The sequence below is a fragment of the Exiguobacterium sp. SRB7LM genome (assembly GCF_015712685.1).
Lineage (GTDB): Bacteria > Bacillota > Bacilli > Exiguobacteriales > Exiguobacteriaceae > Exiguobacterium > Exiguobacterium profundum.
This window is the reverse complement of record NZ_VWVR01000006.1, coordinates 2,578,107-2,597,405: the sequence shown is the minus strand read 5'-3', so window position 1 is coordinate 2,597,405 and position 19,299 is coordinate 2,578,107. Positions and strand designations below refer to the sequence as shown.

The following is a 19,299-nucleotide window of genomic DNA, read 5'->3' as shown; positions in this document are numbered from 1 at the left end:
ATCTTTTTATTCAACTCATCCACCCCCTTATTTTCCCAGTTCAGTGTAACATAAAGAGCCTGCCGCAACCGGACAGGCTCTGACTACATTTGACGAAGTCGGGAAATGCGTTCGACCGGATCGGGATGTGTTGAGAATAGACCACTCACTTTCTTCTTGAGTGGATCGGAGAAGTAAAGTGGTGCCGAGGCACTCGACGCTTGCTCGACCGGTGTCTCGACGTTCGCAATCTTCTCAAGCGCTGAGGCGAGAGCATCCGGGTTGCGGGTCAGTTCCGCCCCACTCGCATCTGCCAAAAACTCACGATTCCGTGAAATCGCCATATTGATGAGCATTGCGATGAGCGGTGCCAACACCAACAAGACGAGTCCGATGATTAAAAAGATGGGATTCTGGTTTTGATCGCGTCTTCCACCGATACTTCTGAAGAACAGCATGCGCGACCCGATATCGCTCATGATAGCGATGACTGAAACGAGTGCGAGCGTGACCGTCGAGAGTCGGACATCATAATTTTTAATATGCGCGACCTCGTGCGCAATCACCCCTTCTATTTCTTCTCGCGATAATCGATCCAACAGTCCCGTCGTGACGGCGACAGCCGCCTTTTCTGGCTTCAACCCCGTCGCAAATGCGTTTGGCGATGGGTCGTTGATGATAAAGATGCGCGGCATCGGCACTCGCGCGACCATCGCCATGTTTTCGACCGTATGCCATAAAAAGCGGTGTTCTTCCACCGATGTCACTTCTTGCGCCCGATTCATCTTCATGACGATGTTCGTGCTCGACATGATGACGATTCCCACGTAAAACAATGAGAAAACCGGTGTAAAGATCAATCCCGGAATCGCGTCCCCGTAGTTGACGTAGGAAATCGCCGCCCCAACGAGAAGGACGAATAGGACAAACCCTGTGACGATGAAGACCGTCTTCACTTTATTCTTTCGAATCTGTTCATAGAGGAGCATACGCGCCACCTCGATTCATCAAAACGAAACGCGAACGTTCTCGCGCTCTTCGGCACGTGCCTCGAGCATATCGCGCTTTTCGAAATGATGGACGGAAGCGATGATGTTCGTCGGGACCGATTCGATTTTCGTGTTATATTTCATGACCGTATTATTATAGAGCTGGCGCGAATACGCCACTTTGTTTTCTGTCTGCGTCAATTCTTCCTGCAACATCTTGAAGTTCTCATTCGCCTTCAAATCTGGGTACGCCTCACGAAGCGCGAAGAGATTTTTCAGTGCTCCACTCAATTGATCGTTCACTGCCATCTGGTCTTGACGATTCGACTTTTCTCCGAGCTGGTTTCTCAGTTCGACGACCTTTGTAAGCGTTTCTTGTTCGTGTTTCGCGTAGCCTTTCACCGTCTCGACCAAGTTCGGAATCAGATCATACCGCCGCTTCAACTGTACATCGATTTGAGCCCATGCCTCATCGACCCAATTTCGATATTTGACGAGCCCGTTGTACATCGAAAAATAGATGAGTACAAGCACGACAACCGCTACAATCGCAATAATCCACCCCATGTTGGCACCTCATTTCTTCATTTTCTCCTGTATTAATTCCCTTTACTCGTATAAGATAAGCTTAACTTTCATAACAATTTGTAAATGAATTCATTTCTTGACATGGTAACCACAAAGGAGTGTTCGCAATGATCGTCACGCATGCCGAAGTACGATTGACCGAGTTGTTCGAAGAAATGGTGTCCCTAAGACGCCATTTTCACCAATATCCTGAACTGTCTTTTCAAGAAGTCGAAACACCAAAGATGATTGCCTCGTATCTCCGTGAACTTGGGATTGAAGTACGTGAGCACGTTGGCGGCAATGGGGTCGTCGGTCGAATCAAAGGCGGTGACGGTCCGACCATCGCATTACGTGCCGATTTTGACGCCCTTCCCATCCAAGATGTGAAAGATGTCCCGTATCGTTCAAAAGTGAACGGGGTCATGCATGCTTGTGGACACGATGCCCACACGGCGACACTTCTCGTTTTAGCGAAAGTATTGACTGAGATGAGCCTTCCAGGAGACGTCGTGTTGATTCACCAGTTCGCAGAAGAATTGGCTCCAGGTGGTGCCAAACCGATGATTGAAGACGGCTGTCTCGACAACGTGGATTATATATACGGTGCGCACATTTGGACGCCACTTCCGTTCGGAACGATTGGTGTGAAAACAGGTCCTGTCATGGCTGCGGCAGATCGCTTTGAATTGACCATTACAGGAAAAGGTGGACATGGCGCGATTCCGCAACATACAGTCGATGCCCTCATGGTTGCCGTGAACGTGGCAAATCATCTCCAACAGGTCGTCAGTCGGCGCATCGATCCGCTCGAACCTGCCGTGCTGACCATCGGTACGCTCCACTCCGGGCAAGCGTTCAACGTCATTGCCGAAGAAGCCAAATTATCCGGCACCGTGCGTACATTCACTCGGGAGACACAAGAAAAAATCATCTCCGATATGGAACGGATCATCCGTTCCGTCTGTGAGGCGAGTGATGCTGATTATGAATTGGAGTATATAAAAGGATATCCTGCTGTCGTGAATCATGTGACCGAAACGGAACTCGTCCGCAAGAGTGCGGTGGAGGTCGTTGGTGCAGACGGTGTCATTGAGATGGCACCACTCATGGTCGGAGAAGATTTCGCTTATTATGTCGAGCGCGTTCCTGGTAGTTTTTTCTTCACAGGGGCAGGAAATCCCGAGCTCTCTGCAATCTTCCCGCATCATCATCCTCGCTTCGATGTGGATGAACGGGCGATGCTGCACACAGCTCAGGTCTTGTTAGGTGCTTTACAACGAACGTGGATGGTACACGAAAAAGAGGGCTGATGCATCGCATCAGTCCTCTTCTGTAATTGGTTCATGTAGTTCTGAGACAAGTACTTGGTCGACACGTTTTCCGTCCATATCCACGACTTCAAAGCGAAGACCGTACGCTTCGACCACATCGCCCCGTTTCGGAAAATCGCCGAGTGCGTAAATGACGAGTCCCGCGAGCGTATGATAGGAGTTGCGCCCTTCGTCGAATCGGTCATCCCGAATCTCGAACGTTCGCTTCAAATCCTCAATCCCGAGTAACCCATCCGCCAAATACGACCCATCTTCACGACGTACCACTTCTGGTGTATCCTCTTCAATCATCACCTCTCCGACAATTTCTTCCAAAATATCGAACAAGGTGACCATACCAAGGAATCCGCCGTATTCGTCTAAAACAAAGGCGATTTCCACACCATTTTTCTGCATCATTTGAAGTACCTGGCTCGCCTCTCGCTGTTTTGGAACGATGAGCGGCTGTTTGATGCGCTTCAAAATCTGTGACGGCTCACGCAGTGTCGGCAACGTCAAGATGTCACGTACGTCGATGTACCCGACAAAATCGTCAAGCGAGTCGCGTCCAACCGGTAACTTGTTATGTTTACTTTCATAGATCGATTTCTTCATATCGTCCATGTCATCTTCTAAGTCGACCCATTCGAGCGTCGTCCGTGGTTGCATGAGCTCATAAATCAATTGATCATGAAACGCAAAGACCCGTTCGACTTGTCGAACTTCTTCATGAGCGAACTGTCCTTGCTGGGCGCCTTCAAACAAGAGTTGTTTGATCTCGAGCTCAGTCTCCCCACTCGTCTGTTCCGCCTTCAACCCTAACAATTTGAACAAAAAGAGTGTCGATTTCGATAAAATCCAAATGAACGGTTTCATCACTTTGCTGAATAAATCGAGCGAAGGAATAATCGCCATCGTGACTTTCTCAGGCGAAACGAGCGCAATCCGTTTCGGGACCAATTCACCAATAATCAGGGATAGATACGTGATAATTGTAACGACGGCCACATAAGCAACGGTTCCGGCATACTGCGTACTCATCCCAGCTTGTTCAAACGCCGATGCGAGCGGTGCCGAGAAGCGCGCGCCCCCGTAGGCCCCGTTAATAATCCCAATCAATGTGATTCCGACTTGAACGGTCGACAACAAATCTGTCGGGTCTTTCGAATAATGAAGCGCAATCTTTGCACTTCGTTTCCCTCGATTTGCTTCAACCTCAAGTTTTGCAGGTTTCGATGAGATGAGCGCAATTTCTGTCATCGCAAAAATCCCGTTCAACACAATCAAAAACAAAACAATCAACAAATCAATCACTATGGAAGAATCCACTTTTTTCATCACCTCAGCTAATTTTTAAACCATACTGCTTCATTTTATCAAAAAATCGTTACCAACCTGTACCCGTTTTGCTCAGAAAAATAGCCACTCCTCAAGAAGTGGCTTCGTTGACAGCTTGTTTGGCGATAGCCGCCGTCTGAGACTGTTTAAAGAGAATGACCCCGACAAGAAGGATGGTGAGCCCTACAATTTGTCCGGCCGATAACGTGATTTGAGGCATCCCGAAGGCGCCATATAAATCGACGACTAACGCCCAAATGAGTTGTGACACGAGAATGAGTGACACAGACAACGTGGGTCCGAGTAACTGGATGCTGCGCATGACACAGTACACGACCCCGACCCCAAGCAAACCACCAAGCCAATAGATTGGCGACAAGTCACGTAATCCAGCAAGGTTTCCTCCAAATAATAACAACGGGATGATGGATCCGACCAAACCAACGATAAAGACCAATACGGTGGTGGCCCAAGCCCCTAAATTTATGTTCATTTTCGCGTTGACCGCCGCCTGTACGCTAATAAATGCCCCAGCCACAGCCGAACAGATGATACCAAAAATCATATAACCCCTCCTTACTCATAAAACATGCCGTTCGCACGTTCTTTCAATCGCTCACTATTTAAAATGATGACTTCTTTTCTCGTTCGTTTGACCAATCCTTCATCCACGAATGCCTGCAACGTTCGGTTCAAGTGACGATAACTCGTTCCTAGCCACTCTGCGACTTCTTTACGCTTCAGTTGACTCATCTCCGCTTGAAACAGTTCATTCCCTGATTCACTGAGTGAAATCAAGTAACCGGCCAAGCGCTCTTCTAGAGTCGACATGAGATGATTCGACGAGGCGTTCGCCTCAATGAATAATTTTTCGGACACGCCTTGTAACAGATGCTCCGTGAATTCGACCGTTCGATTATATCTTCGAAGCGCCTCGAAAGGGATGCGCAGACATGTTACGGGACCGACCGCTTCAACCGTATGCAATACATTGCGTCCGCTCGCATACTCGATATCTCCAATCAATGTTGGAGCAGCCTTCAGACGCAACAATCGCAATTTCCCTTCTTCACTGAGCGTATAAATTTTGACGCGCCCTTCAAGGACGACGAATAAAGATTCGATGTGCTGATCGTTCGAACATAACATGGTCCCAGACGCATATGTCACTACGGACGAGGACTCAAGCGTTTCATTCGAAAACAGATGATTCCACTGCAATCGTGTCAGTGCATCCATAATATTCATCATGTAAAGTGAACTCCTTAAGAAAATGTATAGATTCCGATTCCAACGACCATCAAGACGAGTCCCATGACCTGTCCCGTGTTCATCGGTTTCCGTTTGACACCAAACCAACCATTCAAATCGATGATGAAGGCTCCTACTAATTGTGCCACAAGCAATACACAGATTGCCCATGTGACCCCTAGTTGTTGAATCGCCGTCAATTCGCCGAAGACAACGAATACACCGAACAATCCTCCTAAACTATAATACCAAGGTACGCGCTTGAAGGCTGTCATGTCCGCATCTCGCTTGAAGAAGTAAATCGCAAGTGCCAACAGAAGTCCGACAAAATGAACGATGGTGACGGACATCCATGCGCCTACCGCATCTCCTAGTTTTGCATTAAAGATTCCTTGAAGGGCGATGAACGTCCCTGATAAGATGGCAAATAAAATTCCCATGTCATTCCCCTTTCTCTCCGTCTGACTTTACGAAAAGAAAGAAGACTTGAATAGGACATATGTCCAAACACTAAAAAGCAACTTCGACATTCGAAGTTGCTTCACACGATTATCCGAGTAGCTTAACAAGTTCTTTCCCGACCGCTTCAGAAGACTGAGGGTTCTGACCAGTGACGAGACGTTCGTCAACTGCCACGTTCACCGCCCAGTTGTCAGCTCCTTTGAACTGTCCGCCTTGATTGCGTAGTCCCGTTTCAAGTAAGAACGGTACGGCAGAATCGAGTTGCATCTCTTTTTCTTCCGCATCGGTAAACCCTGTCACCTGTTTATCTTTAACGAGTGGCTCGTCGTTGCTGAGTTTCACATTGACCAATCCAATTGGTCCGTGACAAACTGCCCCGACAATATTTCCACTTTCGTATACGTTACGAATGACACGTTGTAATGTTTCATTCCCTGGGAAATCGACAACTGTCCCGTGACCTCCCGGTAAGAAGATTGCATCGTACGACTCGTCTGCGACTTGATCGAGACGGGCTGTGTCTTTAAGCAATTCCCGTGTGTTGAGAATGTCTTCTGACAAACCATCTTCTAAACTATTCGCATCGATTGGCACGTCTCCACCTTCGATACTCGCGACCGTCACTTTATACCCTTCTTTTTCGAACAATAAATAAGGAACGGCAAACTCTTCAAGCCATAATCCCGTTGCATGACCATTTGATAATTGATTTGCTGACGTTGTGACAATCAGTACATGTTTCGACATACTCAATTCCTCCTTCAAGAAAATCAACATACGACTCTAGTGTTCCCGATTCATCATCTGTTAAACCCGATGATCTGTCCGCTCACGGCAAGGCGTAACTTTTTTTAACCTGGTTATTTATTCATCCTCCCTTTTTCTTACCACCTTCTATACTGAGGAAGAATTGCAATTCCAACCCATGAAGGAGACGTGTGTTATGACGAAACGAATGAACGACTGGGGATTTCTCATTGTCGTCGCCATCATCATCCTATTGCTTGTGCTTGGTCAGCTGCCGTTCTTCATGTAATCTTCACGTATATTCTTTACCAGTTGTAGTATGATTGCCTTGTAAGCACTTACACCAAACCTGATATGAAAGGATGGAGTTCACTATGTCAGAACGCATTTTCATCAGTCCGGCCAAGTATGTGCAAGGGAAACAAACGATTGATCGCATCGGAGAGTTTGTCATTCACTTCGGTTCCAACGCTTTACTCATCGCGGATGACGTCGTATGGGAGTTGATCGGCGAACGGGTGACCCAGTCTCTGCAAGCGAGCCAACTCAAGGCGACGAAAGCTGATTTCGTCGGAGAAGCGTCGAAGCACGAAATCGCTCGAATCGCTACAGACGCTAAGGAGCATGAAACAGCGTTTGTTATCGGTCTCGGCGGTGGGAAAACGCTCGATACAGCAAAAGCGGTCGCAGATGAATTGGATGCGCGTATCGTCATTGTACCGACCATCGCCTCTACGGATGCACCGACGAGCGCATTGTCGGTCATATATACAGAGGAAGGCAATTTCGAAAGCTACCGTTTCTATAAAAAGAATCCGGATCTCGTCCTTGTGGATACGGAATTGATTGCACAAGCACCGCCACGCTTCTTAGCGTCAGGTATTGCCGATGCATTGGCCACATGGGTGGAAGTGCGAAGTGTCCTGGCATTCGGAGGCAAGACGATGGCTGGCGGTGTCCCGACACTTGCAGCGGAGGCGATTGCCGAACGGTGTGAAGAGGTTCTGTTCACATACGGGATTCAAGCGTATGAAGCTGTCAAAGCAAAAGTCGTCACACCTGCGCTTGAAGCTGTTGTGGAAGCCAACACCTTATTGAGCGGGCTCGGCTTTGAAAGTGGTGGCTTGGCTGCAGCCCATGCCATTCACAATGGATTCACCGCACTTGAAGGAGACATCCACCATTTGACACACGGTGAAAAAGTTGCATTCGGAACACTCGTGCAACTCGCACTCGAAGGACGCCCTCAAGAAGAGTTCGAGCAGTATGTTGCCTTTTATATGGCACTCGACTTACCGGTCACACTTGAAGATATCAAATTGAAAGATGCATCTCGAGACGATATCTTGAAGGTCGGGAAAGCGGCCACGGCAGATGGCGAAACGATTCATAGCGGTTTCGATGTTACACCTGAAGAAGTTGCTGACGCCATTATCGCTGCGGATCGCTATGCACGTCTTTATAAAGAACACCTATAAAAACAGCGAGAGGAAGCTCACACGGCTTCGTCTCGCTGTTTTTTGTTCAGGAAGAATGATGAGAGAATTCCGACTCCCATACAACTGACCGTCAAAAGGAAGAACGTCAGCTGGTTCATATAGATGATATTCGTGAACTGGTTCCATCCTTCTGCGAACGACTCATTGGCTGATAAACGAATTCCTTCTCGAAGAGACGTCGCCTGTGATTGGTTAGTCATCCAAGCTATACCGGCCATGACGAAACTTCCGATCGCTAAACTGACCTTTCCAAACGGTCGCACAGAAGAGACAACTCGATGTGTCAAACGAATGGTGATCCAAATAAACAATAAAAGAAACGGCCATCCAATCAAGAGAACAATCCAGTATAGATTCCCTTCACCCGGTGTTTCCGAGTAAGGGGTCGTCAGCACTTCACCGAGCTTAAAGATTCCAAACGTGATCAACGTCACGATAAACCATGCTTTTATCAATTTCTCCATCTCAACACCTCGTCCTCAGTATAGCAAAAACACTGTATGCGTCTGCATACAGTGTTTATTCTTTCGGTCGGACGACGTAATAAATTAAAATGACGAGCCACGTCCACACTCCTGTGAAAATCCCGATAATCCCGACGATGAAAAAACCAAGTGGAATCATCGATTTCGTTCGATTATAGTCCTTCCACATATTCGATAGCCCTTTGATATTAAAATATAAAAAGGCAAAGAATAGGACGAGCAATAAAAGTGGTAAACCGACTAAAGCTTCCATTCGCTCACTCCTCTCTACGATCTCATTCGTTATTTTAATTGTAATGGATTTCTTGCTCACCTTCATCGGGCCCAAGCCGTATCCTCTTCCGACCTGAAGATGGATAAAAGATGCACAATCTATCAAGAAAACGGGAAAAGGAACATCATCTAACTCTCGAGGAGGCGTTTTGCCATGAAGTCCTTGCGTATCTTGATCATTTGTTTGCTGTTGTTTCAAGTGTCACCGGTGACAGCGGCATCCTCGTCCCCACAACCAGGTTATACGATTAAAACGACGTATTTGTACGGTCGTGCCATGCAATCTTCTCCAATTCTTAAGACGCTACGAACGAACGTCCCGGTCCGCTACACGACCTATAACCGGAGCTGGTCGAACGTCTATATCGGAAATACGAAGTACTTCACTCCCTCTGCCAACTTGAAAGCCGGTATCCCTAAAATGCCTTCTGCAGACCGTTTACGACTAGTCAACAAGGCGAATGCACTCCCGTCCACTTATCGTTCCCCACAACTTGTCACATTAACCATTCCAACTGTTTATCAAAAAGGGAGTGAACGGACCTTGATGACAGCGGAAGCAGCTTACGCTCTGGCTAAACTATATTACGCCGGTCGGAAGCAAGGTCATACGTTATACGCCCTTAGCGCCTACCGATCTTACTCGACACAAAAGTCACTCTATGCCTATTACGTCAACACACGTGGGATCGCATATGCTTCAAAATATGTAGCACGTCCCGGTCATAGTGAACATCAAACGGGTCTCGCCGTTGATATGACGAGTCAACGCATGCGTCTAGGGCTATATGAATCCTTCGACCGATCGCCTGAAGGGAAATGGATGCTTCAAAACGCCCATCTCTATGGATTTATCGTCCGCTATCCAAAAGGAAAAGAGAAAATCACGGGATACAATTACGAACCTTGGCATTTGCGTTATGTCGGTGTCACTGAAGCGACGATGATGAAGCAGAAGAACTGGGCGTTCGAAGAATGGTGGAGCAAACGTTGAGTGAGCATCCTTTTTCAGGCAATTCCCTGTTCACGTTATAATGGAGTCATCTTATTCGTATAGGGGGAAATGTGGGATGTGGATTGTTATGAACAAACTAGACGTTGAAAAAGGAAAGGCCGACGCGGTCAAAGCACGCTTCGAAACGACAAAAGGAATCGAAGCGATGGATGGCTTTGTCCGTATGCAAGTGTTGACGGATACGTCTGATGAGGCGATGGATCATGTCGTCATCATGACCACGTGGCGTGATGCAGACAGCTTTGAGAACTGGCGCGACAGCAATGCTTATAAGCACGCCCATAAGAAACGTGATGACGGGACTTCAGAAGTGAAACCAATCGTCCTCGGCAACACCGTTACCCAATATGAGGTCGCCATTGAACATCTCGCCTCAACGGAGCGCGTTCAATAAATCTTGAGGACGGATGATGCCGAGTAGCGGTTCATCCGGATTTCCGGTCTCTGTAATCAGAAGGGCGTCATATCGTGCGCCCTCTTTCATTTGCGTAAAGCAGTGCTGTGCCTCGATTACGGTCGCATCCTTTCGAATGAATCGATACCGGTGCATATGCGGATCGTGGTGGAGCACGTGCTTCACCCGAACTCCTTTGAGTGACAAGTTGGGCCCGTCGATTGTTTCGGCTAGCCAACTGGTCACTCCTTTTTTCGTCAACAGTCCGCGCCAAGACCCATTGTCATGATATACAGGGAATTGCGAATAATTTTTATCTCGAATCTCCCGGAGTACTTCCGTCAAAAAATCTTCCGACTGAAACGTCACCACCGATTTCGCAAACAATGGAATGACGAGACGTGGATGAAGGAGCTCTCGCTCTACTTCTAAAATCAATGCAACAAGCGACTCGTGTGGCTCCGCGATAATAAAATCAGGTTCACGCCGCTCATGGACGATGGCATTTCGTAGTTGACTCATCTGATGTAAATCTTCTTTATACCGGTCGATGATTGGATTTTGTTTCGCTAACCGATTCACCATGTTACTAAAACTGAAATGTTGCCCATCTCCCATCTCTCGACTCAAGTAGTCCTCGATTCGATGATAGGATGCCAAAAATTCTTCAGCACGACTCATGTGATCACCCTCCTTAACGATACATGTATACCCTCTTTTTGATCATTTGAGCAGGAAACCGTTTATTCATCCCGAATGACATAGAAATCATCTTAATTATGGAGGAGGGCTATCATGGCGACTTCGATTCATCCCACATCACCAACTTCACCGCAACCCACGTTTCGCACAGGACTACGCGCCGGCATTCCCGTCGCCATCGGATATATCCCGATTGCGATTGCCTTCGGTCTTTTGGCACAATCTTTCAACTTGCCGAATGCTATCACATTATCGATGTCCTTTTTGATCTTTGCCGGGGCAAGTCAGTTCATTACGGTACAACTTCTGATGGCCGGTTCGATGTATTGGGAAATCATTTTGACGACGTTCATTCTAAACTCTCGCCATTTTTTAATGTCCGCCTCACTATCCCAACGGATTGAGAGTACATCTCGAAGACTATTGGCTACCATCGCGTTTGGTGTGACCGACGAAACGTTCAGCATCGCCTCTACTCGTCAAGAGGCCCGTTCCGGTATGTTCGTGCTCGGGTTGAATACAATCGCATTTCTTGCTTGGAATGTCGGGACGTGGATGGGGGTCTTCCTCGCCTTCGGTCTTCCAAGCACATTACAGGCGAGTATGGGGATTGCGCTATATGCGATGTTCATCGGGTTACTCGTTCCATCATTAACGACTCGTCCTGTCTTCGTCGTAGCGAGCTTAGCTATCATTATTCAAGCCATACTCCATTGGGTCATCACCCCGTTCTTCTCAATCTCAGATGGGATTCGAATCATCGTCGCGACCGTTGTCGCAGCCGGAATCGGTGCTTTCGTATTTAAGGAGGAAGAGGTCACATGATATCGTTGTTTCTACTCGTTCTAGGATTGGCACTTGTCACGTATATCCCTCGCCTCGTCCCGCTACTCTGGCTAAAGGAATTGGCGTTACCGGCATATATGAAACGATTTCTTTCCTTCATCCCGTATGCGGTACTGGCTAGTTTGATTTTTCCGGGCGTCCTATCCTCCACGACCACCACCTCGTCTGCCTTATTCGGAGGAGTGGTAGCCACTTTCCTGGCGCTACTACGGGTCAACCTCGTCGTTGTCGTCATTGGAGCTGTATTCGGGGTATATGCCTTTCAAACTATATGACAAAGGAGCGGCACACGAGGTGCTGCTCCTTTTCTTATGCTGATATGACCTGACGACGAAGCTGGACGAATACGTCCACAAATTCCGCGTCCCATTGTGTTCCCCGACCGCTCTCCAATATGGAAAGCGCCTTTTCCACTGGCATCCCTGATCGATAGGGTCGATCTGATGTCATGGCATCATAAGCATCGGCAATCGCCATGATTCTTCCGAATAACGGAATGTCGACCGCATGTAAGCGGTCCGGGTATCCTTTCCCATCGATTCGTTCGTGGTGCGATCGAACTCCGGCTAAAATCGGTTGAAGCGATGCAGGTAAATGAATTTGACTCAAAATATGGATGCCAATGGTCGGATGTTCTTGAATTTTTGAAAACTCTTCGTCTGTCAGCTTCCCTTCTTTTAGTAGGACGTCATCTCGAATTCCAATTTTCCCGATGTCATGTAGAAGTGCCGACTTGTTGAGTAAATCGACTTGTGCATGCGGTAAGCCAATGGCGCGAGCAAGCTCAACGGAATACATCGCGACACGCTCCGAATGACCTGCTGTGTAGGGATCACGTGCATCGAGCGTTGCTGCGAATAAAATGAAGAGACTGTCTAACAGCTGTGCGTTTTCTTGTTCACGAGCAGTTACCGTCTCAACCATTTGATTGAATCCCCCAATCAGTTGGGCGAACTCATCTAAGTACGGATTCTCGATTTTCTGAAGTTGTCCCGACTCCATCTGTTCGATGCCGGACGTCAAAAATCCAATCGGACGTTTGATGTTGTCATAGAGTAAGAAACTGCATAACACCGCAATTCCGACGATGATGACAAGAATCACGAGCGCCCAATTCCAATACGTATCCGTTCGAGTCGAAGTCGACAATTGGACACTCGACGCCAACATGAACAACATGATGGGAAAGATACCCGTAATGAGCATACTGATCAATAATTTAGTTCGGACACTAAATGATCGATACGTTGCATGAATAGGCAGATGATAAAGTTCGAGATGCCTTTCTTTCATGTATACAAGTAATGGCTCAACCGATCGAACCGTCAAAAAATATTCAATCAAGGCATGTAGTACCGCAATCATGACGGCCCCGATTGCAGCCAAGCCGATCAAACGATAAGGTAAGTCAATCCACCCCATCTGAATAAAAACGGCGGTTAAACCAATTGACGGGATGGATAATCCAAACAAATGGGGACCTAAAATCCGTTGCACCGTTAAAATCGGGAATCGACTCGCTTGTTCGAATGCCGACGTCAATTCGTCAATCGATGGGGATTCGGTCATAAAAAGCTGTCGTATCGGTCGAATGTGGCGACGGTATAAGAGTAGTTCTGAGAAAATCATAACTATCCCTGACCCCAACATGATGCCTAACAGTAGTAAAATCTCTCGAATGGACAGGTCAAGCGTTTGAAAAATAAAGACACCACCTACTCCAAAGACGGCCAAACCTGAGCCGATGATATAGTTCATCACGAGCGTCCGTTGAAAACGTTCAAACATTCCCCTCACCCCTACACTCTTTTCTTTTACTATCGACCAGATTTATGCTTGAGTTGAACACAAAAAAACGGATCTCCTTGTAGGAGACCCGTTCAAGCATCGATTATGGGCGTAACGGACCATCGTTATCATCAAGTGATCGATTGTCCTGATCCGGAGTGATGTTTTCATGGAACGGATTCGGTTCCGGTCCATCAACATGGTCAACTTTTGGATTTTGAACATCTCGCTTCAACTCGTGTTTCGATTGTTCCGCTTCATGTTTCGACTGCTCCACGCCTTGCTTCGCTTGTTGTTTTGCAGCTTCCGCTTCGCGGCTCATCTGTTCTTTCTCCTGCTCGAGACCTTCTTTTGAAACTTCCGTTTCATCAATGCGTCGCTCTGCCTTTTTCAAATAACGTGCCGCCGTCTCGCGACCACCAAGACCGAAAGCAAGACCGAAGGCAAGGGCAACAGCTCCAAGAATAAGAAGGAATGCTGTATTGACAATCATCGGTGCGATGCCGAGCTGACTAATTGCCATGAAGAAGACGAGTCCGAGAATCGCATACTTCGCTACGTAGCGAAGCGCACTCGGTTGTCCAGCTCCATCAACAAGTACACTTCCAACTAAGCGCTCTGCCATGTTCGCCAACCAGAATCCGACTGCCAAGATAATGAGTGCTGCAATGACCATCGGCAAGTAAGCAAAGATGGCTGTTGCGAGGGATGCCATGAACTCAAGATTCGCGACTTGAAGCGCTTCGGATACGAAGAGCAAGATCACGATTACTTGGACAATGACACCGACCACTTGGGCAATTGACATCGAAGACGCACGTTCCCCGAAGCCCATTTTTTGAGCCAACGAGTTGACGCCAAGATTTTCAAGAAGTGATACAACGACCCCTTTCAACCATTTTGCAACGAACACCCCGACGAGGACGAGGACGATCGCAACGAGAATGTCTGGAATCATGACCAGTACATCATTGAGCATCGCAATCGCTGGTTCCGAGATCCCTCGAATATCGAGCGCCTCAAGTGCTGAAATGGTGACCGGAATCATGATGAAGATGAAGACGATTGTACCGATTGCTTTCGCAAGACTCGATCCCTTCACGTAATCAGATAGATGGAATCGCTCTGCCAAGCGATCTAGTCCTGCAGCTTCGAGGAATTTCGTCAAAATGTCGCGGACAATCTTCGCAACCACATACCCGATTGCAAAAATGAGCGCTGCTGCGACAAGTTTCGGAATGAATCCGAGGAAACTGTTCAATAAATCTTCGAATGGTCCGCTGACCCCACGAAGTCCAAGTGCATCAAGTACAGCAGGTAACGCCAATAAGAGCACGAGATAGAAGACGATGTTCGCGACCGTGTCGACCCACTTCGTTTGGTTGACACTTGTCGATTCTTGTCCCGTTTTTTCCATCAGCTTGCTCAAATTCAAACGATGTCCCGCCATCTGAATTCCCTTTTTCAATAAGGTGGCGATGACCCAAGCGACCAATAAAATCAAGCCGGCTTTGATGACACCGATAATCAATCCAGAGAATCCTTCATAAATCTGACTGAATGGCTGCGTAATGGCTGGAATGTTCATGAATTCAAAGATAATCAGGAATGCGAGGAGTAATACGCCAAAGAACACCACTTTTCCAATAATGCGTTCAGGCGTCCACTTTTCTCCTTTCTCCCCATCTTTTTTAATACCCGCCCGCTCATCCAATCGGGCTTTCTTCAATGCTTTACGTGTCACGTTTTCCAATACTTTCGCCAAGATATAACCGACTACGAGAATAACAATTGCCAGCAAAAGCTCTGGTAACCATGACATGAACGTATTGAAGTTATACGTTGTATTGTTCATCGAATCTTCCTCCTTTTCACATGAAATGATTGTTTTTATTTAACAGTGCTATTTCATACATACCTATATTTCAAAACCATCAAACCTGAACTGTAAGTCAATTCGTTTACAGACTATTACGATTCATTGGAAATGGGTACGTTATTAAGAGAGAAATCGTGTCAAATGATGCGAGATATGATACGAATAACAAGAGACGTCATGTTAGGAGGAATTTAGGATGAATATCGCTTTAGTGGCTCACGACAAGAAGAAAGATGATTTAATCGTCCTCATTAAAACTTACACCCATATACTAAAGAAACATCAGTTGTTTGCGACCGGTACAACGGGTAAGCGAATCGCTGAAGCGACCGGCTTGCCTGTCCATTGCTTCCGATCCGGACCGCTTGGAGGGGACCAAGAAATCGGTGCTGCCGTCGCACGCGGGGAGATGGATATGATCATCTTTTTCAGAGACCCATTAACTGCTCAACCTCATGAACCGGATGTGAGCGCATTGATGCGTCTTTGTGACGTCTACTCCATCCCGCTTTCGACAAATATGGGTGGAAGCGAAATTTTGATTCGAAGTATCGAGCAAGGTGATTTCGAGTCACTTAAACTTTCTCATAACGACGAACCTCCGGCTTGACCATGACAAACCAAGAAAGGAGAGGAATCTCCCTGGAACCGAATATGATTCACGACCCGAACGTCCAACAGTTCTTTAACGACGTGCGCCAGCGCCTCATAGAACTACTTGGAAATGAGGCAGAAGCGGACCGCCATCTACTCGCACTTGCTGGATATATCCGGCATGCAGAGAAAAGTGGTCAGTCGCTCGAAAGTCTTTTAAACCAAGATCCTCAGGAATACGCTCGTTTCCTCATTGAACAACCCGAAACAAATGAAGAATATCGTCGACGCTATCACGTGTTGATTGATGCCTCGGATGAATTAAAACCTCATGAAAAAGCGCAAGCAAACCGGGAATTCGATTGGGCCGTCAATCAATTGGACGAAGCCAAGCTTTCGTTAAAAGAAATCGAAGTGCGCGACCTTGCCTTCCTCGCCTACACAAAGATTGAAGCACTCAAATCGTCTCGTACGATTTGGAACCGCTTCGGCTGGCTACTAGGTATGATTTTGGCATTTGCCTACGCCAACTTACTGCTCATGATTGACGATGTCTTTAGCGGTCGACTATTCACCGCCCCCATGTCGACGTATCCAATTGATTATCTGGCCTTCCTGTTACCCGTCCTCGTGACCGGTGCTATCTTCGGCATATTGACCCGTTTTCGACATTACATCCAGACGCTCGGTCGGCGTATTGCGTTCGCCTTGCTCATCGTTGTCGTCTACATCATGTCTATCTTTCTGATTCAACCGCTCTTAATGACAATTGGTTGGTCATTCATCATTCAGTTGACCCCACTCTACGCGCTCATTTTACTGGCGATCAGTGGCTTTATGGCCATCTGGACATTAATCGAGTTCGTCTGGAAGAGTACACGTTGTTCTCTCGGAGACGATACGCTCATGCTTTATTACTAACCACGCCACTCCTCTTAGGAGATGGCGTTTTTTGTTTCGATTATGGCGAGAACGGAAATTACTCCTATTGTGACGCTTGTTTTAGATTGGAAATTCTAAAGGGGGTATTCGATGTCAGATCGAAAAATGATTGGCCTGTTCCAGACCGAACAGGAAGTCATGCACAAAGTGGAAGAGCTGAAAACTGCAGGGGAAGCTGAAAAAAATATGCATGTTGTCGCCAAGCGGGACGGGGAAATTTCTGCGTTACGTGACCACACGGATGTAAATGCCGAGTCCGGTATCCGTGACGTCAATTGGCTTGACCGTGTCAAAGCATTCCTACACGGAAGTGACCGCATTCGTGATGAGTTACGGAATATGGGGCTAAACGATGCCGAAGCGGAACAGTATTATGATGCAATCGATGAAGGACAGATTTTACTCTACATCGATCGACACTCGTACGACCGCTATCCGAACATGTATAAAAAAGACAGTGAGCTCGATCATGATAAAGGGGAAAAAGCGGATGGGATCGCCTTTGACGCGAAACCATTTAACGATCACGACGAGAATCCACGTGGCACAAAGGATGATCCGATTGTACGCGGTCATTCTGGATTAGAAGATCATCGCCGATTATAAGGAGGAACGACTATGAATGAGAAACGATTTATCAGCATGCACGATACGCAGGATGCAGCACTTGGGAAAATCGAGGAGTTGCGAGCGAAAGGTTATGAAGACTCACACATTTATGTCGTCACAAAACATGAAGACAATGTTTCGATTTTGAGACGTGATACAGATGTTCATACGGAAGCGACCCATCAAGCGAGCTGGTTCGATAAGGTTCGGGCGTTCCTCAGTGGTCATGAAGACGTGCACGCTGGTCTACGCAACATGGGACTGAGCGAAGAGGAAGTAAAACGTCACTATGACGATGTAGAGGCCGGGAAAATCCTTGTTTATGTGGATGAAGACTTTGAACGTCGTCATCAGGACGGGGTGACAGTCGATTCGAAACCATATCAAGACGCATCCTCGACTCATCTCGGTAGTCATACTGACGATGGATTGGAAATCGACTCAAAACCTTACCGTGAGGCTCAGACCGTCGACCCAAGCCATCCCGTTGACCCGGAGCAAGATAAACTGGATAAAGAAACGAAGAATCCAGATCGCGAGGAAAAACTACGTGGTCTCGATGATCGTGCTTATCGAAATGACGTAGAAGATCCAGATAATATCCGACGTTTCTAACATAGTAACAAAGAGCCTGACGCACCCGCGTCAGGCTCTTCTTACGTCAAACGGTTCTTCGGTTCTTTCCCTTCGAGCACATTTGTGATGGCATCTCGATTCAATGCCATCATCGCCAGACGTGTCCGAATCGTTGCACTCCCGATATGCGGTAATGTCGTCACGTTCGGAAGCGTCAATAATGGATGATCGAGGGCGATTGGTTCTTTTGTGAATACGTCTAATCCCGCTCCCCAAATCTTCCTCGCTTTAAGTGCTTCATATAGCACCTGTTCATCGATGATTTCTCCACGAGCCACATTGATGAAAATGGATGTTTCCTTCATCTTGGCAAACTCTTTAGCCCCGAGCATTCCCTGTGTCTCGTCCGTGAGCGGTGCGAGAACGACGACGAAATCGGATTGTGTCAATAGTTCATCGAGTTCCGCATAGGTGAAGCCATACATCGACTCCGACTCATGTCGCCGTGTCCGGTTATGGTATAGAACCTCCATGTCAAATCCTCTTGCCCGACGTGCGACCGCTTCACCGATTCGCCCCATGCCGATGATACCCAATTTCGCTTGATAAAGGTCCATCCCGACGTAGCCCATCGGCAGCCAGGACTTCCACTCCCCGGCGCGCAAGTCACGTTCCGCCTCTCCGAGACGTCGTGCCGTCATCATCATGAGGCCAAACGTCAAATCTGCTGTCGTTTCCGTCAAGACATCTGGTGTGTTGGTGACGATGACGCCATTCTCTTTCGCTGCGTTCAAATCGATATTGTTGTATCCGACCGCCAAATTGGAGACGACCTCTAAATGTGTGGCACGCTCAAACACTTCACGGTCAATCGTGTCGCTGAGCATGGTCCAGAGCGCATGCGCAGATGACGCTTCTTCTAAAAGAACCTCTCGCGGCACACTTTCCCCTTCATGCTCCCACATGCGCACATCGTATTGATCGCGAAGCGGTTCGACTGCCTCTTCTGGCAAGCGACGCGTAATATAGATTCGTTTTTTCATCTTTCTCC

23 protein-coding genes are annotated in these 19,299 nt (G+C 47.4%); 10 read left to right on the top strand and 13 right to left on the bottom strand.

What is annotated here, in order from left to right; genetic code table 11:
* Window positions 1–83: 83 nt before the first annotated feature.
* Both htpX and F3H97_RS14080 read right to left on the bottom strand, forming a co-directional pair.
* Entirely contained in the window at window positions 84–968 is an 885-nt protein-coding gene (htpX, locus tag F3H97_RS14085; protein WP_196431724.1) for a zinc metalloprotease HtpX, read from the bottom strand.
* A gap of 18 nt (window positions 969–986) precedes the next feature.
* Window positions 987–1,535, bottom strand: coding sequence for a LemA family protein (locus F3H97_RS14080; RefSeq protein ID WP_074035096.1), 549 nt, complete (start codon window positions 1,533–1,535; stop codon window positions 987–989).
* Between the two features lie 128 nt (window positions 1,536–1,663).
* On the opposite strand from F3H97_RS14080, the gene F3H97_RS14075 reads away from it, so the two are divergent.
* Window positions 1,664–2,848, top strand: coding sequence for an amidohydrolase (locus tag F3H97_RS14075; protein ID WP_196431723.1), 1,185 nt, complete (start codon window positions 1,664–1,666; stop codon window positions 2,846–2,848).
* A gap of 9 nt (window positions 2,849–2,857) precedes the next feature.
* On the opposite strand, the gene F3H97_RS14070 is transcribed toward F3H97_RS14075, so the two are convergent.
* From F3H97_RS14070 to F3H97_RS14050, 5 genes are all read right to left on the bottom strand, one after another.
* Window positions 2,858–4,186, bottom strand: a complete 1,329-nt coding sequence (locus F3H97_RS14070) for a hemolysin family protein (RefSeq protein WP_159563271.1) — start codon at window positions 4,184–4,186, stop codon at window positions 2,858–2,860.
* A 91-nt stretch (window positions 4,187–4,277) separates the two neighbouring features.
* Window positions 4,278–4,751, bottom strand: coding sequence for a DMT family transporter (locus F3H97_RS14065; protein ID WP_196431722.1), 474 nt, complete (start codon window positions 4,749–4,751; stop codon window positions 4,278–4,280).
* An 11-nt stretch (window positions 4,752–4,762) separates the two neighbouring features.
* A complete protein-coding gene (locus F3H97_RS14060; RefSeq protein WP_196431721.1) occupies window positions 4,763–5,437 on the bottom strand; it encodes a Crp/Fnr family transcriptional regulator in 675 nt (224 codons plus the stop codon).
* A 14-nt stretch (window positions 5,438–5,451) separates the two neighbouring features.
* A complete protein-coding gene (locus F3H97_RS14055; RefSeq protein ID WP_015880345.1) occupies window positions 5,452–5,877 on the bottom strand; it encodes a DMT family transporter in 426 nt (141 codons plus the stop codon).
* A gap of 109 nt (window positions 5,878–5,986) precedes the next feature.
* Entirely contained in the window at window positions 5,987–6,646 is a 660-nt protein-coding gene (locus tag F3H97_RS14050; protein WP_031424259.1) for a type 1 glutamine amidotransferase domain-containing protein, read from the bottom strand.
* A 374-nt stretch (window positions 6,647–7,020) separates the two neighbouring features.
* Between F3H97_RS14050 and F3H97_RS14045 the strand changes: the two genes are divergently transcribed.
* Complete coding sequence (locus F3H97_RS14045; protein WP_196431720.1) at window positions 7,021–8,124, top strand: glycerol dehydrogenase; 1,104 nt, start codon at window positions 7,021–7,023, stop codon at window positions 8,122–8,124.
* A 17-nt stretch (window positions 8,125–8,141) separates the two neighbouring features.
* Here the strand turns inward: F3H97_RS14045 and F3H97_RS14040 are convergent, their stop codons facing one another.
* A complete protein-coding gene (locus F3H97_RS14040; protein WP_196431719.1) occupies window positions 8,142–8,609 on the bottom strand; it encodes a hypothetical protein in 468 nt (155 codons plus the stop codon).
* 55 nt (window positions 8,610–8,664) lie between these two features.
* On the bottom strand, window positions 8,665–8,883 hold the full coding sequence (locus F3H97_RS14035; protein ID WP_074035105.1) for a hypothetical protein: 219 nt from the start codon (window positions 8,881–8,883) through the stop codon (window positions 8,665–8,667).
* A 174-nt stretch (window positions 8,884–9,057) separates the two neighbouring features.
* Here F3H97_RS14035 and F3H97_RS14030 point away from each other — a divergent pair, with 174 nt between their 5' ends.
* Both F3H97_RS14030 and F3H97_RS14025 read left to right on the top strand, forming a co-directional pair.
* A complete protein-coding gene (locus tag F3H97_RS14030; protein WP_196431718.1) occupies window positions 9,058–9,897 on the top strand; it encodes a M15 family metallopeptidase in 840 nt (279 codons plus the stop codon).
* A 76-nt stretch (window positions 9,898–9,973) separates the two neighbouring features.
* On the top strand, window positions 9,974–10,312 hold the full coding sequence (locus F3H97_RS14025) for an antibiotic biosynthesis monooxygenase (protein WP_074035108.1): 339 nt from the start codon (window positions 9,974–9,976) through the stop codon (window positions 10,310–10,312).
* Here F3H97_RS14025 and F3H97_RS14020 read toward each other — a convergent pair.
* Window positions 10,292–10,993 carry a CBS domain-containing protein gene (locus F3H97_RS14020; RefSeq protein WP_074035110.1) on the bottom strand — a complete coding sequence of 234 codons (702 nt, stop codon included), beginning with the start codon at window positions 10,991–10,993 and terminating at the stop codon, window positions 10,292–10,294. The two genes, F3H97_RS14025 and F3H97_RS14020, sit on opposite strands and share 21 nt — an antisense overlap.
* 114 nt (window positions 10,994–11,107) lie before the next feature.
* On the opposite strand from F3H97_RS14020, the gene F3H97_RS14015 reads away from it, so the two are divergent.
* Together F3H97_RS14015 and F3H97_RS14010 are read left to right on the top strand one after the other, a co-directional pair.
* Complete coding sequence (locus tag F3H97_RS14015) at window positions 11,108–11,839, top strand: AzlC family ABC transporter permease (protein WP_196431717.1); 732 nt, start codon at window positions 11,108–11,110, stop codon at window positions 11,837–11,839.
* The gene (locus tag F3H97_RS14010; RefSeq protein WP_196431716.1) at window positions 11,836–12,135 is read left to right on the top strand and encodes an AzlD domain-containing protein; all 300 of its coding nucleotides are present in this window, start codon (window positions 11,836–11,838) and stop codon (window positions 12,133–12,135) included. The genes F3H97_RS14015 and F3H97_RS14010 overlap by 4 nt, the downstream gene beginning before the upstream one ends.
* A 34-nt stretch (window positions 12,136–12,169) precedes the next feature.
* Here F3H97_RS14010 and F3H97_RS14005 read toward each other — a convergent pair whose 3' ends face one another.
* Both F3H97_RS14005 and F3H97_RS14000 read right to left on the bottom strand, forming a co-directional pair.
* Complete coding sequence (locus tag F3H97_RS14005) at window positions 12,170–13,648, bottom strand: HD-GYP domain-containing protein (protein WP_196431715.1); 1,479 nt, start codon at window positions 13,646–13,648, stop codon at window positions 12,170–12,172.
* Window positions 13,649–13,751: 103 nt separating this feature from the next.
* Window positions 13,752–15,503, bottom strand: coding sequence for a mechanosensitive ion channel (locus tag F3H97_RS14000; RefSeq protein WP_196431714.1), 1,752 nt, complete (start codon window positions 15,501–15,503; stop codon window positions 13,752–13,754).
* Window positions 15,504–15,723: 220 nt separating this feature from the next.
* On the opposite strand from F3H97_RS14000, the gene mgsA reads away from it, so the two are divergent.
* The 4 genes from mgsA to F3H97_RS13980 all read left to right on the top strand — a co-directional run bounded on the left by mgsA (window position 15,724) and on the right by F3H97_RS13980 (window position 18,287).
* On the top strand, window positions 15,724–16,137 hold the full coding sequence (gene mgsA, locus F3H97_RS13995; protein ID WP_078146039.1) for a methylglyoxal synthase: 414 nt from the start codon (window positions 15,724–15,726) through the stop codon (window positions 16,135–16,137).
* A 44-nt stretch (window positions 16,138–16,181) separates the two neighbouring features.
* Window positions 16,182–17,042: a hypothetical protein gene (locus F3H97_RS13990; RefSeq protein ID WP_196431713.1), complete on the top strand. Its 861-nt coding sequence runs from the start codon at window positions 16,182–16,184 to the stop codon at window positions 17,040–17,042.
* Window positions 17,043–17,153: 111 nt separating this feature from the next.
* Entirely contained in the window at window positions 17,154–17,669 is a 516-nt protein-coding gene (locus F3H97_RS13985) for a YflT domain-containing protein (protein WP_196431712.1), read from the top strand.
* Between the two features lie 12 nt (window positions 17,670–17,681).
* Window positions 17,682–18,287, top strand: a complete 606-nt coding sequence (locus F3H97_RS13980; protein WP_074035122.1) for a YflT domain-containing protein — start codon at window positions 17,682–17,684, stop codon at window positions 18,285–18,287.
* Between the two features lie 41 nt (window positions 18,288–18,328).
* On the opposite strand, the gene F3H97_RS13975 is transcribed toward F3H97_RS13980, so the two are convergent.
* Window positions 18,329–19,291, bottom strand: coding sequence for a 2-hydroxyacid dehydrogenase (locus tag F3H97_RS13975; protein ID WP_196431711.1), 963 nt, complete (start codon window positions 19,289–19,291; stop codon window positions 18,329–18,331).
* Window positions 19,292–19,299: the final 8 nt, after the last annotated feature.

Coding starts and splice junctions, on each gene's coding strand:
- htpX (WP_196431724.1), bottom strand. CDS start 968: ATGCTCCTCTATGAACAGATTCGAAAGAATAAAGTGAAGACGGTCTTC.
- F3H97_RS14000 (WP_196431714.1), bottom strand. CDS start 15,503: ATGAACAATACAACGTATAACTTCAATACGTTCATGTCATGGTTACCA.
- F3H97_RS13975 (WP_196431711.1), bottom strand. CDS start 19,291: ATGAAAAAACGAATCTATATTACGCGTCGCTTGCCAGAAGAGGCAGTC.
- F3H97_RS14045 (WP_196431720.1), top strand. CDS start 7,021: ATGTCAGAACGCATTTTCATCAGTCCGGCCAAGTATGTGCAAGGGAAA.
- F3H97_RS14075 (WP_196431723.1), top strand. CDS start 1,664: ATGATCGTCACGCATGCCGAAGTACGATTGACCGAGTTGTTCGAAGAA.
- F3H97_RS14040 (WP_196431719.1), bottom strand. CDS start 8,609: ATGGAGAAATTGATAAAAGCATGGTTTATCGTGACGTTGATCACGTTT.
- F3H97_RS14080 (WP_074035096.1), bottom strand. CDS start 1,535: ATGGGGTGGATTATTGCGATTGTAGCGGTTGTCGTGCTTGTACTCATC.
- F3H97_RS13990 (WP_196431713.1), top strand. CDS start 16,182: ATGATTCACGACCCGAACGTCCAACAGTTCTTTAACGACGTGCGCCAG.
- F3H97_RS14035 (WP_074035105.1), bottom strand. CDS start 8,883: ATGGAAGCTTTAGTCGGTTTACCACTTTTATTGCTCGTCCTATTCTTT.
- F3H97_RS14065 (WP_196431722.1), bottom strand. CDS start 4,751: ATGATTTTTGGTATCATCTGTTCGGCTGTGGCTGGGGCATTTATTAGC.
- F3H97_RS14025 (WP_074035108.1), top strand. CDS start 9,974: ATGTGGATTGTTATGAACAAACTAGACGTTGAAAAAGGAAAGGCCGAC.
- F3H97_RS14020 (WP_074035110.1), bottom strand. CDS start 10,993: ATGAGTCGTGCTGAAGAATTTTTGGCATCCTATCATCGAATCGAGGAC.
- F3H97_RS14055 (WP_015880345.1), bottom strand. CDS start 5,877: ATGGGAATTTTATTTGCCATCTTATCAGGGACGTTCATCGCCCTTCAA.
- F3H97_RS13980 (WP_074035122.1), top strand. CDS start 17,682: ATGAATGAGAAACGATTTATCAGCATGCACGATACGCAGGATGCAGCA.
- F3H97_RS14030 (WP_196431718.1), top strand. CDS start 9,058: ATGAAGTCCTTGCGTATCTTGATCATTTGTTTGCTGTTGTTTCAAGTG.
- F3H97_RS14010 (WP_196431716.1), top strand. CDS start 11,836: ATGATATCGTTGTTTCTACTCGTTCTAGGATTGGCACTTGTCACGTAT.
- F3H97_RS14050 (WP_031424259.1), bottom strand. CDS start 6,646: ATGTCGAAACATGTACTGATTGTCACAACGTCAGCAAATCAATTATCA.
- F3H97_RS14070 (WP_159563271.1), bottom strand. CDS start 4,186: ATGAAAAAAGTGGATTCTTCCATAGTGATTGATTTGTTGATTGTTTTG.
- F3H97_RS14005 (WP_196431715.1), bottom strand. CDS start 13,648: ATGTTTGAACGTTTTCAACGGACGCTCGTGATGAACTATATCATCGGC.
- F3H97_RS13985 (WP_196431712.1), top strand. CDS start 17,154: ATGTCAGATCGAAAAATGATTGGCCTGTTCCAGACCGAACAGGAAGTC.
- F3H97_RS14060 (WP_196431721.1), bottom strand. CDS start 5,437: ATGATGAATATTATGGATGCACTGACACGATTGCAGTGGAATCATCTG.
- F3H97_RS14015 (WP_196431717.1), top strand. CDS start 11,108: ATGGCGACTTCGATTCATCCCACATCACCAACTTCACCGCAACCCACG.
- mgsA (WP_078146039.1), top strand. CDS start 15,724: ATGAATATCGCTTTAGTGGCTCACGACAAGAAGAAAGATGATTTAATC.